Raw genomic sequence first — 14,381 nt, 5'->3', positions numbered from 1 at the left:
TCATTATTCCCTCCTATTTTCTTATCTGTGTTCTTGGATCTAGTACATCTCGAAGCCAATCACCTAAGAAAATAATTCCAAGGACGGTAACTGTTATCGCAATACCAGGAAAGGTCGCTAGCCACCAATTTGTAGCTAAATAATTTCTTCCATCTGTTAACATTCCACCCCACGATACCTCCGGGGGTTGAATACCTAACCCTAAAAAACTCAAAGAGGCCTCAAGGACAATCGTCGTCGCTACACTTAAAGTTGAAATGACAATAAAAGAGGATAGAATGTTTGGAAGAATATGTTTGATCATGATTGTAATACTGCTTGTACCAATAGATTTTGAAGCTTTAACAAATTCCCTTTCTTTAATACTTAAAACTTCGCCTCTCACAACTCGTGCATATGTAACCCAATTAGTAAAACCAATAACGATAATAAGGACCAATAAACTTGGTCTAAAAACTGAAAGAACAACGAGAATAAAGAGTATACTTGGAATTGCTATAAAAGAATCCACGATTCTCATCAATACGTTATCTACGATTCCACCATAATAACCTGCAAAGAGCCCCACAACTATCCCAATAATTCCAGCTAATATTACCGAAAAAACACCAACTAATAATGAAACACGGGTTCCAAAGATGATCCTACTAAGGATATCCCGCCCTAAATTATCAGTACCAAGTAAATATGCAGGTGATCCACCATCTGACCAAGCAGGAGGTTTTAACATATCGCTTAAATTATTTTTGGCTGGATCATAAGGGGCTAAAATATCAGCAAATATAGCAACAAATACGACCAAAAATACGATAAAGAAACCGACAGTTCCTGTTTTACTTTGAAATAATAACTTCGCCCATCTTTTTATTGGACTAACTTTCCCTATGGGAGAAGCAGCTTTTCCTTTATTGATACTTACATTTGCCTCCAAGTCGAACACCCCCTATGAATAATTAATTCTTGGGTCTAACAATCGATAAAGTAAGTCAGTAATGAGATTAATAACAATAACTAGTATAGCGATTACAAAAACCGCAGCCTGAACGATTGCCATATCTCTCCCATTAACCGCCTGAACAAGCAACAATCCCAAACCTGGCCATGAAAATACTGTTTCAGTAATGAGGGCCCCACTTACAAGTGATGAAATTTGAAGACCCATAATGGTTACAACTGGGATTAGTGAGTTCCTAAAAGCATGTTTAAAGATAATACTAGGATCACTTACCCCCTTACTTTTTGCGGTCCGGATATAATCTTGATTTAAAATCTCTAACATACTCGAACGAATTAATCTTGTCATTTCCGCAGCAATCCCTGTCCCTAGCGTAATAGCAGGTAAGATTAAATGAGCTAATGTTCCCCGTCCTGAGACCGGAAAAAAGTGATAGTTGACAGCTAGAAAAAGGATTAACATAATTCCTAACCAAAAGTTTGGCATCGCTTTTCCTAACACCGAACCTCCGGTAATAAACAAATCTACGAAGCTATTTCTTTTTCTTGCTGAATAAATGCCAAGTGGAATTGCAATAACAATTGCTACTACCATAGAAGCTGTTGCAAGTTCAAAGGTTGCTGGGAGTCGTTCCAATACAAGTGGTAACGCTTCCTGATTATAACGAAAAGAAGTTCCGAAATTACCCGTAGCTAGATTACTTAAAAAATTGAAGTATTGAATAATGAAGGGATCCTTAAGTCCTAACGCCTCTCTCAGTGCCTCTCGATCCGCATCAGAAGCATCTTCTGGCAACATTAAGGAAACGGGATCTCCTGCCATATAGACTAATACAAAAACGACAAAAGTAATGATAAACAAGGTGGGAATAATTTGTATTAATCTTCTTGAAAGATACCTCTTTTTCAACTTTTCCAACCCCCTTAAAAATTAAGCGGGACTAAATGAGAAATCATTTCAAGCCCCGCTAATAATTTTTATTACTTTAAAGTAATATCTGAGAAATTAATAACCTCGTCGAGTCTTGGAGCAAAATTCACATTGTCATTTACCCCATAGTTAGCACCTTGTTGAAACAAGAAAATATGGGGTCTTTCTTCAGCTACAATTTCTTGAATTTTTTGGTATTGTTGTATTCTTTCCTCTTCATTTAAATTTCTTCCAGCTGCATTAAATAGATTCTCAACTTCTTCATTAAAATAATCCGTTTGTCCTGCTGCGCGATCCTTAGTGTAATGAACTAAAGAATACGATGCATCTAGCAATCCATCAGCTAAAGCTATCATTATTAGTTCTTTGTTAGATTTAGAGTTATATTTATCTAGAAAAGCACTTGATTCTAACAATTCCAAATTCACTTTAATTCCTACCTCACCCAACATACCAGCAATTAATTGAGCAACTTCTCCGTCAAGCGGATATCTTCCTTTAGGAGCAGTAAATGTTAACTCAAGGCCATCTGCATATCCAGCTTCAGCCAATAATGACTTTGCTTTTTCTACATCATAAACATACGCATCATATAAATCTGGATTTGATCCAAGCACCCCTTTTGGTACACGAGAACGCACTGGAACTGCCGTACCTTTCAACACAGAGTCAACAATAGCCTTTTCGTTAATGGCCAAATCGATTGCTTCCCTTACTCTTGGGTCAGCAGTTACATACCCGTCAGTATGGCGAAGCATTAGCAACATAACACGTGTTGTATCCCCATTAATTAGGGAAGTTCCATTTTCCCCCTTAACACGATCCCATTCATTTGGAGGAATATCAGTAGCTATATCTACTCCACCTGTCAGCAATTCTCCGACACGGGTAGAACTTTCGGGAATTGCACGTACAATAACTTCCTTCCACTTAGGGGCATCGCCAAAATAACCATCAAATGCTTCTAGTACAACTTTGTCATCACGCTTCCATTCAACGTATTTATAAGGTCCCGATCCAACAGGATTCTTCTGAAATTCCTCAAGACCTACTTTTTCAAAATAATTTTTTGGTACTACATCTGCACCACTCTTAGCTAGTAATCTTAGTAAAGTTGGCATTGGACCATCTGTTTTGATTTCAACTGTTAATTCATCAATAACATTTACCTCTTTAAGTTGGGTAAAATAAGGATATTCCTTTAAAGATTCATCAGTCATGACACGTTCAAGACTAAACTTTACATCTTCAGCCGTTAAAGAATCTCCGTTATGGAATTTTACACCTTCAAATAATTTAAATTGCCATGTCTCCTCATCGATGTTTTCATAAGTATCCACAAGCTCTGGTTTGATTTCCATGTCATTATCACGGTAGAATAAACGGCTAAACATATTCCTGAAAACCCTATCCCCATTCGTACTCAAAGAATTTTGAGGATCCATAGTAGTTAAATCAGCACTCTGTGCTATGATTAAAGCGTTCTTTTCCGCACTAACTTTTGTCCCATTTTCTGATGTTTTTTCAGAAGTTTTTTCAGATGCGTTTTCATTGGATGATGAAGGACTATTGCTGCAACCTATTACAAAGATGACTGTCGCAAACAATATTGCTAAAAATGTCAAATACCTTTTTTTCATTTCCCTGCCCCCTTAGATTTTTAAAAAAATTTATTAATAAAAATATTCGGACTATTTTAATTGCAGTTGTCCTAAATTTTTTATTACAGCAACCGTAGCTTTAATTCCTTGAATATAATCATCAACAAATATATTTTCGTTTGGTGCGTGGAAGCTAGATTGTGTATTTGCTACACCAATCTGTACAGCAGGAATATTTGTGTTATTTAACAACTTATACATAGGGCTAGACCCAGCTAAATTCCGTAATATGATTGGTTCTTCTTCATAAACCTCGTCTATGCTATCTAAAATAACATCTACAAATGGATCGTGAGGATTTGTGTTAAAAGGCAGCATTCCATGTGATTGCTTAATCTCTATATCTTCAAAACTGTTGCGATCTAAATGTTTACGAAGTAACTGAACAATGTTTTCAGGTGACTGATTTGGAACTAGCCTAAAATCCAACTTTACTTTTGCTATTGAAGGAAGTACTGTTTTCGATCCTTCCCCGGTATAACCGGAATCAATTCCACAAATGGTACAGGTCGGTTGGGCAGTTAATACTTCTTTCAATTTATCCCCCGTAACATTATTAAGAAAGTCTTTAATACCATACAAATCCTTTGTTCTTTCTTCATCAAAATGCATGGATTGGATAAATCCTATATCCCTTTCAGTTAAAGGAATAATATCATCGTAGAAACCCTCAATTAGTATGTTTTCTTCTTGATCTTTTAAAGTGTTCAATGCCCAAATTAATCTCCAAGCTGGATTTTCAATAATGGCTGCCTCAGAGGAATGTAAATCCGTTTTTGCTCCTTTACAAACTAATTCAAGATAGCAGATTCCTTTTACTCCTAAGCCAACATGAGGGCGTTTATCTTCTACTCCCCTTGATCCCCCCTCCCAGATTATCCCGTCGGTTTTTAGTTTTTCGGGAAAGTTATTCGCAAAAAACTCTAAATGCGGACTTCCGACTTCCTCTTCTCCTTCAAATATAAATTTTATGTTTACCGGTAACTCACCATAGACTTCTTTATAGGCATGGATTGCACAGATACGGGCAATTAAATTCCCTTTATTATCTGCTACCCCACGCGCAAATATTTTTCCATCTCTAATACTTGTTTCAAAAGGATTACTTACCCACTGATCAATTGGATCCTCGGGTTGTACATCATAGTGATTATAAAAAGTCAGCGTTTTTTCCTTACCAGTGTCTAATTCCCCATAAATAATTGGGTACCCAGCTGTTTCTATTTCTTCAATTTCAACATCTATTTTTTTTAAAAAGCTTTTAACTAACTCTTTCATTTTCACCATTCCACGATCCTGGGCTGAGACACTAGGTTGATTACATGATTCAATTAACCAGTTTATATACTCCTCTGCATTTCCTTCTATGTATTGATAGACCTTTTCCATCTTTTATATCCCTTCCTTCTTTTCTAAAGGTTATGTAAGGAAATTTTCATTAGATTATAAAGATATAAAGTTATAACATTATATCTTTATAATCATTTAATACATGCAAACAGTGCATTACAGATTTATTTCTATAAAGTACCTAGACTTATCATGCCTAATAATAAATTTAGAGTATTCAACTGCCTTTTGGTCATTTGTATAAGTATATCGTTCTAATACAAATAGCTGCTCTCCCATAGGAATCTTCATTAACTTTGATTCATATTCGGAAGAAATGATTGTTGAAAAGAATATTTTAGCTTTTCCTAATAGCATTCCATATTTATTAATAAACACATTGTAAATTAAATCATTATCAATAGACAATTGAGTTAATCCAGGAAATAACATTGACGGTATATATGTGTATTCAATCCCTATTACGTCTTTTTCTTCTAGCTTTAATCTGTGAATTTTATATACCTTCTCTTCGGGACTTAAATTTAAAGCTTTACTAACTTTTTCACTCGCTTTTTCTTCTCTAAAACTTAACGTTTTGTGGGGATGTGATGTTGAATCATTATTCTCATTCCTTAATGTCACTAACTGAAAAATATCTTTATCATCTTTTTTTCTTACAAATGTCCCCCTTCCTCTTTGACGATATAAAATACCTTTGCTAACCAAATCATGAATTGCTCTTTTAACAGTGATTGTACTAACATTAAATTGGATGGCGAGTTCCTTTTCTGATGGAAGTTGATATCCTGGTTCCCAATCACCATTTACTATTTTTTCATTTAAATAATCTTTAACCTGATGATATAGCGGTGTTGGTAAATTTTTATTTAATTTCATGGAGTGCTCCTAAAGTTTATAATATTATAATAACTGCGCTCATCTTTCTTTTACCTATGAAGATAGTATTAATAAACTCTTTTTAACAGATTAACAACATTATTGGATAATTTCAACATTTATTTGAAAATTTTATATTTTTATTTTATTTAGTTTATTCTGCCCCCCACTATCTTGTTTGCTACAAGTTATTGAACTTATCATTTTAATAGGTTTTTATTTTATTTCCCCCTATGTCTTTTAAGCCAAAGATCATCGAAGTTCACAGTCCCCGGGATCCAGACAATGATTGAAGAATATAGTTTGCCGAAGAAAAGATTAACGCCTGTTCTGGCATACGTTTTGTAAGTGGATGTTAAAAGCAACGAATAATGATATTGAAAAAGTGCGGAGACTCGCAGGTCACTGCAATAACGCGACAACCAGCATATACTTAAAGGATTCATATAGTGATTTGGCGGATGCTGTTGATGTTTTGCCGAAATTCTAGTAAAGAATCAAGCACTGTTAAAGATTATTTTTATAAAATTGCTTTGAATTGGAACTAAAAAACTAGGGGAAAGAGGAATTTTAATGATTGAAATTACTAATGTATATTTTAAAAATACGGAGGATCCAGACTTTCGACCAGAAATAGAAAGTGGAGCAATGTATTTGATAAAAGATTTGTCCTTGATATTTACGATGATGAGTGTATATTTCGCACCGTAACTGGTGAATTAAATGGTATCCCTGTTGTAGACTTATCCCAATCTAAACATCTTAGAATAATAGAAACTGGAATAGATAAAAATGAAGTGAATTGGGCAGAATTAATGCAAATGCCATTTGTGGAGGTTATTGGAAAACTAGCTAAGTAAAATAGGTATTTAAAAGATTCAATTAGTGATCAGATAGATTTGTAGTGGCTGCTTTGCCGAAAAATAGACGAAAAATATTTATAAAATTATTGACCCGAACATGTTTGCACCCCACATGAGGATCTGTTTCCCGAATACAAAAACAAAGGAATATTAAGAAGAAACGTTCTTTTCCTTTTATACCCCTAGTATATTCTTACATTTTTTCAAGGGACGCTACTTTATTCTCCTCTAGCACGCTTTTGTTTAAATCTTACAATTTCATAAACGCCATTGGTAACGGAAGAATATTCCCTTGATATTTCAGCGATTTTCTTTATTAATTCCTATTCGCTCATCATTATTGAATACCCATTTTCTTTTTCATTTGCTGTAGGTCTTCAACTAAAGCTTCCCATTCCAAATAATCACTGATATTATCGACTTCATCCCAATGAATCTCTCCATTTAGAATATCCTTGAATACTACTTCAAATGGCTGATTATCATACATTTTCTCAAATTCTTTTAGTTTCCCACTAATCTCTTCAAATTGTGCTGGCAAAATATCGTAAAAATAAGACTATTCTTGTTCAAAACTTAGGGGTTAATTTTATCATGGCTGTTTATCACCCACCATGCTAAAATCAAAAAGAAAAGAGACTAATGTATTATTTTTCTAGTTTAATAATTTGGTTGATTAGTTCATTGTAAAATGGTTTAATTATAGTAAGGTTTATTGGTTGGGTCACCCAATCAATACACCGACAAATAAAATGAGACAATAAGCCAAACTCAATTGATGGCGCTTTCAACTTATCCAATAGGATAAAATGTTCTTTCTTCAATGATATTACTTCATTAATAACAAAACACGATGATAGGAGGTTGAGGGTCAGATGCAAATTAATCGGAAAGGGATTTCTGAACAAGTCGCCGACAGTATAAAGAGAAGAATTCAAAATGGGGAATACAAGGTTGGAGATAAAATTCCAGGTGAAAGGGAAATGGGGACTGAGCTTTCCGTAAGCAGAAATACAGTCAGGGAAGCTTATAAAATACTTGAAGCGTATGGATACCTCACTGTTAAACATGGAATAGGGGTATTTGTTGCTTCACCTGAACATCTAATTCAAAAGATGACCGAGGCCTTTTTTGTAACATCTGATCAAATCAAAGACTTTTTTGCTGTTCGAAAGATTCTTGAGGAATGGACTGTCAAATGGGCTATTGAAAATTCTTGTGATGATCAATTTAATGAATTAGAACAAATTGTGAACGAAGCGAAAGACATATTAGCTGGCGAAATTGATTATAATCGCCTGGCCGAGTTGGATCATAAATTTCATATCACATTAGCTAACAATTCCAAAAATGAAGTACTTGTTAGAATCATGAATTTCTTAATTGATTTACTATCAGAGTCTCGCAATAAATCCATTCAAATCCCTGGCCGCGTCAAACAATCAGTTCAGGAACATGCAAAAATATTACAAGCCATAAAACAAAAGAATATTACGGTCGCCCAACAATTAATGAAAGACCATCTAGACAGTGTTGAACATTCCCTCAGCAACGCTTCAAATGTCAAATAAATAAAAACATTCATGAACGTCTGCTCTCAATCTAGAATGTAAATGTCGTTGGCTTTATTTCTCTGCGCTGATGATTACTTCGTACATCAAGGCTTGTTCAATAAATCCAACGACAATTTAATTTTACACAGAAAAAAGGGCTGTTCAGATTGAATGACTAATCTCACAGCCTTCCTATATTTATAATGTTTTTTCTAGGGACTTAGGTGTTGGAAATTTTACGTTATACTTGATGCCTAATTCAATTAATTCCTCTTCTACACTTGGTGATAATTGTATCCCCTCCGAAAGCCGCAGCTCCCTTTCCCTGTTTCTTCTTTCCCCTGGGTACCTAATTTCATTCGTTCCAGGAACTTTAGGCAAGTCTTTCATTTCTTCAAGAAGGTTTTGAATGGACTCGAAAAAAATGTTTATATTCATGAATTTTTCAATATCCATCAAAATGAAAAAGTGACCAACATTGGCCTGGCCAGTTTCATTTTCATCATACAAATTTTTAACATGAGGACCAAACGCAGCACCGGAAAGAATACCTGTTAAAATTTCTACTGCTAATGCTAAAGCAGAGCCTTTCGCTCCGCCAAGCGGCAATACAGCTCCTCTTAATGCTTCCTCAGGATCATTGGTAGGATGACCCTTTTCATCGATCGCCCACCCATCTGGAATATCTTTTCCTTGTTTGGCAGCCAAAATTATTTTCCCTCTTGCTACAATACTAGTAGATAAATCAATAATAACCGGTTGATCATTTCCAGTTGGAAATCCAAATGCGATAGGGTTAGTACCAAAAAAGGCACTCTTACCTCCCCAAGGGGCAATTCCGGATGGCGAGTTAGTAAATCCGATACAGGCAAGGTTTTGTTCACATGCTAATTGGCAGTAGTATGAAGCCGTCCCAAAATGATTACTATTTTTAATGGCAATTGCGGAAATTCCACTTTGTTTCGCCATATCCATTCCTTTTAAAATAGAATGATAGGTAACCACGTGTCCGAGTCCATTATCTCCATCAACTAATAGAACAGAAGGAGTGCTTTCCTCCATTGAGATATCAGGATTTAAATTAATCCTTTTATCAGTAAAACGCTTTGAATAAATAGGAAGCCTGCTAATACCATGACTGTCAACGCCTTCTAAATTAGCTCGTATTAAAGAATCCGCAACTATGTCAGAATTCTCTTTATTCATTCCCATACCTTCTAAAACCCTATTACAAAACAATTTGAGATCAGATTCATTGAAAGTATTCATTATTAACTCCCCAAAGTTTAATATTTTAATCTATGAATAAAGAACTTCTCCCTATACAAAATGTATAGGGAGAATCATTATCAAGCACTGCGATATAACTTTGTCATGACAAACTCTTTATGTCCTAATGCTTCAGCACTTGTAAGTCGGCCATTTACAGTACGGGCAATCATTTCCATTAACTGATCCCCAGCTTCTTCTATTGAAATCTGACGAGATAGTAATCCCTGTACGTCAACATCAATATGTTCGCTCATAGTCCCTGCCGTAATAGGGTTTGCCGTAATTTTAACGACAGGTTCAATCGGATTACCGATAATATTTCCTTGTCCTGTAGGGAATAAATGCAGCACCGCTCCCCCTGCAGCCATCAATGTAATACATTCAGCCGCGGCGGAAGAAGTATCCATAAAATATAAACCCTCTCCATTTGTAGGTTTTTCAGCAGGTTCTAATACACCAATGACTTGCTTCGTTCCTGTTTTTGCAATATTACCAAGAGCTTTTTCTTCAATTGTTGAAAGGCCGCCGGCGATATTTCCTTGTGTCGGTTGTGATCCTAATAAATCAACGCCTTTTGATTCAATTTCTCCTACATAATCGTTATAGATGGCCATGAATTTATCTTCCATCTCTGGAGTAGCCATTCGATTCTTAATCAAATGTTCTCCTCCTGTCAGCTCTGATGTTTCTCCAAAAAATACAGTCGCGCCTGCGTCAACTAAACGGTCAACTGCTTGAGATACTGTTGGGCATGAACCTAGTCCAGTAGTTGTGTCAGACTCTCCACATTTAATACTTACTATCAGATCCTTTAATTCAATTGGCTCCCTTTGTAGTTCTGTCGCCCATTGAACATACTCTTTCGCTTTCCAAGATGCTGCACGAATCGTTTCCAAATCCCCATTTCCTTCAATAGAGAAGTAGGATACTGGTTTACCAGTTTCAGCAATCCCGTCAGCAATCTTCTTAGACCAATTTTCCTCGATTCCAATGACGATGACAGCAGCTACGTTCGGGTTGGAACCAGTTCCAATCATTGTTCTAAAATGCAAGTCTAAATCTGGTCCATACTGAAGTCTGCCATATGCATGAGGAAGAGCCATTGTTCCTTGAACCTGTTTCGCAACGGCTTCACAAGCCGCATTTGAAATGTCGTCAACTGGCAAAATAATTACATGATTGCGAATTCCAACTCTACCATTTTCTCTACGATATCCAAAAAGTTGTTGTCCCATTCTTACCACCTCGCCGTTTTAATATTTTGTGTGTGAACATAATCGCCAATAGTCCATTCTTCAGTCGTGATACCGATTTGAACGCCATATTTTATGACTGGTTCTCCTTGGTTTAGATTAACTAAAGAAATTTTATGCCCTAAAGGAATATCCCCTTTAGCTGTTACGACCACATCTGAATTATCATCCATATAAATGCCGACTACCTTTTCTCCCTCTTTAATCGGGCTAGTAGCAACACCTACATGATCCCCTCTATGGTGAATGAGGAACTTATGAGTGCTTACAGCCTTTGATTCCTGCTTTTCAGTAAGAATGCTTGATTGACTATTATTTCCCATGATAAAGCCTCCTTAATGGTTTGGTGACCCAACCAATTTATTTATGACTTTATTAAAACACCAAATTAATTAATAGTCAACACTAATTATTAAATTTTCTAAATATTTTAAATTAAATTTTTCAATGCTGCAAAATGAGGACTCTTTTTTTACATCTTATATACTTCCCTCAGCCATTAATTAAAAGGTTCCTATAATTAAAGATTTACAATCCTTCTTATTCTTTATCAAAAATTAAATTAGTCAAAATATTTTAAAAATATTGAATTACACTCCAAATAGTGATTTAATAAATTTATATTGGTTGGGTCACTATGCCATAATTCCAGAGGCTAGGGAGAATTTTATTAGTTCTATCTATAATCAAAATTCAAAAGGAGGATAGAAGAAGTAAGGTCTTAATTAGCCACACAAATTGGGGGTACTGATTATGAAGGATGTTGAAGTAACAGTCATGCGGTTTGATCCACAAATTGATGATGAGCCTAAGTATGAATCATTTCAAATTGAAGCCAAAAAAAATATGACGGTATTGGATAGCTTGTTTCTAATCGTTGAGGATCAGGATCCAAGTTTATCTTTTCGGTGTGCATGCAGACTGGGTATGTGCGGTTCCTGCGGGATGGTCATTAATGGGCGCGGCCGTTTAGCATGCCGAACAAAAATTGAACATTTAGGGGATAAAATATTAGTTCAGCCTATGAGGAACATGGACGTAATAAAGGATTTAGCCGTCAATATGGATTCATTCTTTCAAAATTGGGAGAAGGTAAAACCTTATTTTGTTCCGAAAGAAGATACGGATGAGTTTGCTATCATTCCTCCATCATCAGGAAGACGAGAAATCATAGATGAAAACCAAGATTGTATTACTTGCGGATTGTGTTTTCAATCCTGTAATACCGTTTCACTTAGAGGGGTGGATGAGTTTATCGGTCCAGCTGCCTTAAACCGAGCTTACAATTTGATTGCAGATGAAAGAGATGGAGCTAGAGATGAAAGGCTCGACATGGTGGTAGAAACAGATGGGGCATTTGGCTGCCGTTCTTTCAGTGCTTGTGTAGAAGTTTGTCCAAAAGGAATTAAACCAATGGCAACAATCCAGAAAATCAAAATGAAGCAGCTGAAAAGAGCAATAGGTATGAAGTGGTAATTCGACTAAACGATAGGAGATGGTTGGGGAATGGCTTCAACTAGTTTGCAAACAAGTAAAAATGTTCAGGAAGTAAAAGTAAAACAACGTCCTTTTGTTGGCTATATTGCATGGATTGTTCAAAGAGTTACAGCATTAATCCTTCTATTTTGCTTACCATTAAAAATCTATAGTGGTTATGCAATGGTCGGAAAACTTCCAGGCATCGGTATTTTCTCTTCTTTACATTTAAACGCTTTTTTAGATGCTCTCTTAATATTTGCTTTAATTTTCCATGCCTTATATGGCTTTAGGGTAATCCTAATTGATTTCGGTATTGTAAAAGATAATCGAAGTGTGTTTACTATTTTTACCGTTATTGGTGCGGTTTTATGTGCTGTCATGTTTTATGTCATTGTGTCCTAGTAACATATTAAAAAGAGTAGGTGAACTCATTGGAACGCGTAGAGACAGACATTCTAATCTTGGGGAGTGGCGGTGCTGGTTTATTTGCAGCTCATCATGCTGCTGATCAGAACCCTAATTTAAAAATTATCGTTTCAGCAAAAGGGTTAATTGGAAAAAGCGGATGTACCCGTATGGTCCAAGGCGGTTATAATGTTGTACTCCATCCAGATGATTCATTTGAAAAGCATTTTAAGGATACGATTAAAGGCGGAGGCGGAATCAATGATCAGGAGTTGGCATGGACGCTAGTAAATGATGCGCCAAAAAGAATAAGAGAGTTAGAAACAAAAATGGGCGTCTTTTTTGATAGAAATGAAGATGGAACGATTCACCAGAAGCCCTTTGCTGGTCAAACATTCGACAGGACTGTTCACAAGGGAGACTTAACAGGAATTGAAATTATTTCTCGGATGCGTGACCAGCTTTATGCGAAACCAAACGTCACCGCGTGGGATGAAGTAAGGGCTATCGATATATTATTTGATGAAGAAAAACACAGAGTCGCTGGGTGTTTAATGCTCAATATGAGAACCGGCGAATTTATTGTCGTTCATTGTAAAGCTGTTATTGTCGGGACAGGCGGTGCCGCCACCATGTACAAGATTGCAACCCCTAGCCTTGAGAAATCGGGGGATGGAATGGCTATGTGTTACCGGGCAGGTACAGAGTTTTTGGATATGGAAATGATGCAATTCCATCCAACAGGACTGCTTGCCGAGAATTCACGGTTAAATGGGGGTGTTCTTGAAGAAGGCCTTCGCGGAGCTGGCGGCTACTTAATCAATTCTCTTGGCGAAAGATTTATGAAAAATTATGATCCAGAACGTATGGAGCGCTCTACAAGAGACCGGGTTTCAAGAGCAGCCTATATGGAAATTATGGAAGGCCGCGGAACTCCGTTAGGTGGAGTATACGTGGATGTATCCCATCTTGGGAAAGAAAATGTACGGCGAATGTTCCCTGGCATGGTCGAACGCTGCCGGGATGTTGGTAAGGATTTAAGCGTGGAGCCAGTAGAGATCTCCCCAGCAGCCCACTTTCATATGGGTGGAGTAAGGATATCGAACAACTGTGAATCAAATATTCCCGGGTTATTTGTGGCCGGTGAGGATGCTGGTGGCGTTCACGGAGCAAACCGCCTTGGCGGAAATGGCGTTTGTGACTCAACTGTATTTGGTGCCAGAGCTGGCGATGCGGCTGTTTCCTATATTAATTCCGTCGGCACTAGCGGAAAAATATCAGATGCCCAAGTTCAGTCCTTTATTGATGATATTGTAAAGCCTTTTCATAATGATGAAGGCGAAAATCCCTTTTATATTCGCAATGATTTGAAAAACCTAATGTGGGAAAAAGTTGGTCTCGTCCGAAATGGGAAGGATCTAGAGATTGCTTTAGATGAACTTCGAATATTAGAAGAGCGAATTGAGCGTGTATCTGTGAAAGGTTCACGACACTATAATCTAACATGGCAAGAATTCTTAAATGTTCGTAATCTCGTAACGATAGCCAAGATGGTTACGGCTAGTGCCTTAATGCGTACTGAAAGCAGAGGCTCTCACTACAGAGAGGATTATCGGGAAAGAAATGATGAACAATGGTTAAGCAATATATATGTGAATAAGGGTGAAGCCGGAGAACCCCGCTATCATGTAGAAAAAACGAAACAAACCCGTATCGATGTGGCAACAATGGAAGGATTTAAGATCGAAGTAGCTTCCAAATAACAAAAGAGGAGTGGTCTC

Annotated in this window: 13 protein-coding genes and 1 pseudogene; 5 read left to right on the top strand and 9 right to left on the bottom strand. The window is 36.6% G+C overall.

Annotated elements, in window-relative coordinates; all coding sequences use genetic code 11:
* Positions 1-13: 13 nt before the first annotated feature.
* The 5 genes from AR328_RS12790 to AR328_RS12770 all read right to left on the bottom strand — a co-directional run bounded on the left by AR328_RS12790 (position 14) and on the right by AR328_RS12770 (position 5,775).
* Positions 14-931, bottom strand: a complete 918-nt coding sequence (locus AR328_RS12790; protein ID WP_082677221.1) for an ABC transporter permease — start codon at positions 929-931, stop codon at positions 14-16.
* A gap of 12 nt (positions 932-943) precedes the next feature.
* Positions 944-1,864 (bottom strand): ABC transporter permease, encoded by a 921-nt coding sequence (locus AR328_RS12785; RefSeq protein ID WP_066295427.1) that lies wholly within the window; start codon positions 1,862-1,864, stop codon positions 944-946.
* 71 nt (positions 1,865-1,935) lie between these two features.
* Positions 1,936-3,525, bottom strand: coding sequence for an ABC transporter substrate-binding protein (locus AR328_RS12780; protein WP_066295426.1), 1,590 nt, complete (start codon positions 3,523-3,525; stop codon positions 1,936-1,938).
* Positions 3,526-3,576: 51 nt separating this feature from the next.
* Positions 3,577-4,935 carry a M20 family metallopeptidase gene (locus tag AR328_RS12775; RefSeq protein ID WP_066295425.1) on the bottom strand — a complete coding sequence of 453 codons (1,359 nt, stop codon included), beginning with the start codon at positions 4,933-4,935 and terminating at the stop codon, positions 3,577-3,579.
* 117 nt (positions 4,936-5,052) lie between these two features.
* Positions 5,053-5,775: a GntR family transcriptional regulator gene (locus AR328_RS12770; RefSeq protein ID WP_066295424.1), complete on the bottom strand. Its 723-nt coding sequence runs from the start codon at positions 5,773-5,775 to the stop codon at positions 5,053-5,055.
* Positions 5,776-6,001: 226 nt separating this feature from the next.
* Between AR328_RS12770 and AR328_RS23075 the strand changes: the two are divergent.
* Positions 6,002-6,265, top strand: a pseudogene (locus AR328_RS23075) (tyrosine-type recombinase/integrase); the annotation flags it as partial.
* Between the two features lie 710 nt (positions 6,266-6,975).
* Here the strand turns inward: AR328_RS23075 and AR328_RS12765 are convergent.
* Positions 6,976-7,128: a hypothetical protein gene (locus AR328_RS12765; protein ID WP_231734820.1), complete on the bottom strand. Its 153-nt coding sequence runs from the start codon at positions 7,126-7,128 to the stop codon at positions 6,976-6,978.
* Positions 7,129-7,513: 385 nt separating this feature from the next.
* On the opposite strand from AR328_RS12765, the gene AR328_RS12760 reads away from it, so the two are divergent.
* Complete coding sequence (locus AR328_RS12760) at positions 7,514-8,209, top strand: FadR/GntR family transcriptional regulator (protein ID WP_066295420.1); 696 nt, start codon at positions 7,514-7,516, stop codon at positions 8,207-8,209.
* 180 nt (positions 8,210-8,389) lie between these two features.
* On the opposite strand, the gene AR328_RS12755 is transcribed toward AR328_RS12760, so the two are convergent.
* The 3 genes from AR328_RS12755 to AR328_RS12745 all read right to left on the bottom strand — a co-directional run bounded on the left by AR328_RS12755 (position 8,390) and on the right by AR328_RS12745 (position 11,039).
* Positions 8,390-9,460 (bottom strand): Ldh family oxidoreductase, encoded by a 1,071-nt coding sequence (locus tag AR328_RS12755; RefSeq protein ID WP_066295418.1) that lies wholly within the window; start codon positions 9,458-9,460, stop codon positions 8,390-8,392.
* Positions 9,461-9,540: 80 nt separating this feature from the next.
* Positions 9,541-10,698 carry a UxaA family hydrolase gene (locus AR328_RS12750; RefSeq protein WP_066295417.1) on the bottom strand — a complete coding sequence of 386 codons (1,158 nt, stop codon included), beginning with the start codon at positions 10,696-10,698 and terminating at the stop codon, positions 9,541-9,543.
* Between the two features lie 2 nt (positions 10,699-10,700).
* Positions 10,701-11,039 carry a UxaA family hydrolase gene (locus AR328_RS12745; protein WP_066295416.1) on the bottom strand — a complete coding sequence of 113 codons (339 nt, stop codon included), beginning with the start codon at positions 11,037-11,039 and terminating at the stop codon, positions 10,701-10,703.
* A gap of 430 nt (positions 11,040-11,469) precedes the next feature.
* Here AR328_RS12745 and AR328_RS12740 point away from each other — a divergent pair, with 430 nt between their 5' ends.
* Genes AR328_RS12740 through AR328_RS12730 form a run of 3 tightly spaced genes read left to right on the top strand, consistent with a single transcriptional unit; the run spans position 11,470 to position 14,363 of the window.
* Positions 11,470-12,192, top strand: coding sequence for a succinate dehydrogenase/fumarate reductase iron-sulfur subunit (locus AR328_RS12740; RefSeq protein ID WP_066295414.1), 723 nt, complete (start codon positions 11,470-11,472; stop codon positions 12,190-12,192).
* Positions 12,193-12,222: 30 nt separating this feature from the next.
* Positions 12,223-12,597, top strand: a complete 375-nt coding sequence (locus tag AR328_RS12735) for a hypothetical protein (protein ID WP_066295411.1) — start codon at positions 12,223-12,225, stop codon at positions 12,595-12,597.
* Between the two features lie 29 nt (positions 12,598-12,626).
* Positions 12,627-14,363: an FAD-binding protein gene (locus tag AR328_RS12730; protein ID WP_066295409.1), complete on the top strand. Its 1,737-nt coding sequence runs from the start codon at positions 12,627-12,629 to the stop codon at positions 14,361-14,363.
* Positions 14,364-14,381 lie beyond the last annotated feature (18 nt).

It is taken from the genome of Bacillus sp. FJAT-29937 (genome assembly GCF_001509555.1).
Classification (GTDB): Bacteria; Bacillota; Bacilli; order Bacillales; family Cytobacillaceae; genus Cytobacillus.
This window is presented reverse-complemented; position numbering and strand designations above follow the sequence as displayed.

Bases quoted from the DNA above. Each gene is read 5' to 3' on its own strand.
- AR328_RS12780 (WP_066295426.1), bottom strand. From the start codon at position 3,525: ATGAAAAAAAGGTATTTGACATTTTTAGCAATATTGTTTGCGACAGTC.
- AR328_RS12775 (WP_066295425.1), bottom strand. From the start codon at position 4,935: ATGGAAAAGGTCTATCAATACATAGAAGGAAATGCAGAGGAGTATATA.
- AR328_RS12770 (WP_066295424.1), bottom strand. From the start codon at position 5,775: ATGAAATTAAATAAAAATTTACCAACACCGCTATATCATCAGGTTAAA.
- AR328_RS12765 (WP_231734820.1), bottom strand. From the start codon at position 7,128: ATGTATGATAATCAGCCATTTGAAGTAGTATTCAAGGATATTCTAAAT.
- AR328_RS12760 (WP_066295420.1), top strand. From the start codon at position 7,514: ATGCAAATTAATCGGAAAGGGATTTCTGAACAAGTCGCCGACAGTATA.
- AR328_RS12755 (WP_066295418.1), bottom strand. From the start codon at position 9,460: ATGAATACTTTCAATGAATCTGATCTCAAATTGTTTTGTAATAGGGTT.
- AR328_RS12750 (WP_066295417.1), bottom strand. From the start codon at position 10,698: ATGGGACAACAACTTTTTGGATATCGTAGAGAAAATGGTAGAGTTGGA.
- AR328_RS12745 (WP_066295416.1), bottom strand. From the start codon at position 11,039: ATGGGAAATAATAGTCAATCAAGCATTCTTACTGAAAAGCAGGAATCA.
- AR328_RS12740 (WP_066295414.1), top strand. From the start codon at position 11,470: ATGAAGGATGTTGAAGTAACAGTCATGCGGTTTGATCCACAAATTGAT.
- AR328_RS12735 (WP_066295411.1), top strand. From the start codon at position 12,223: ATGGCTTCAACTAGTTTGCAAACAAGTAAAAATGTTCAGGAAGTAAAA.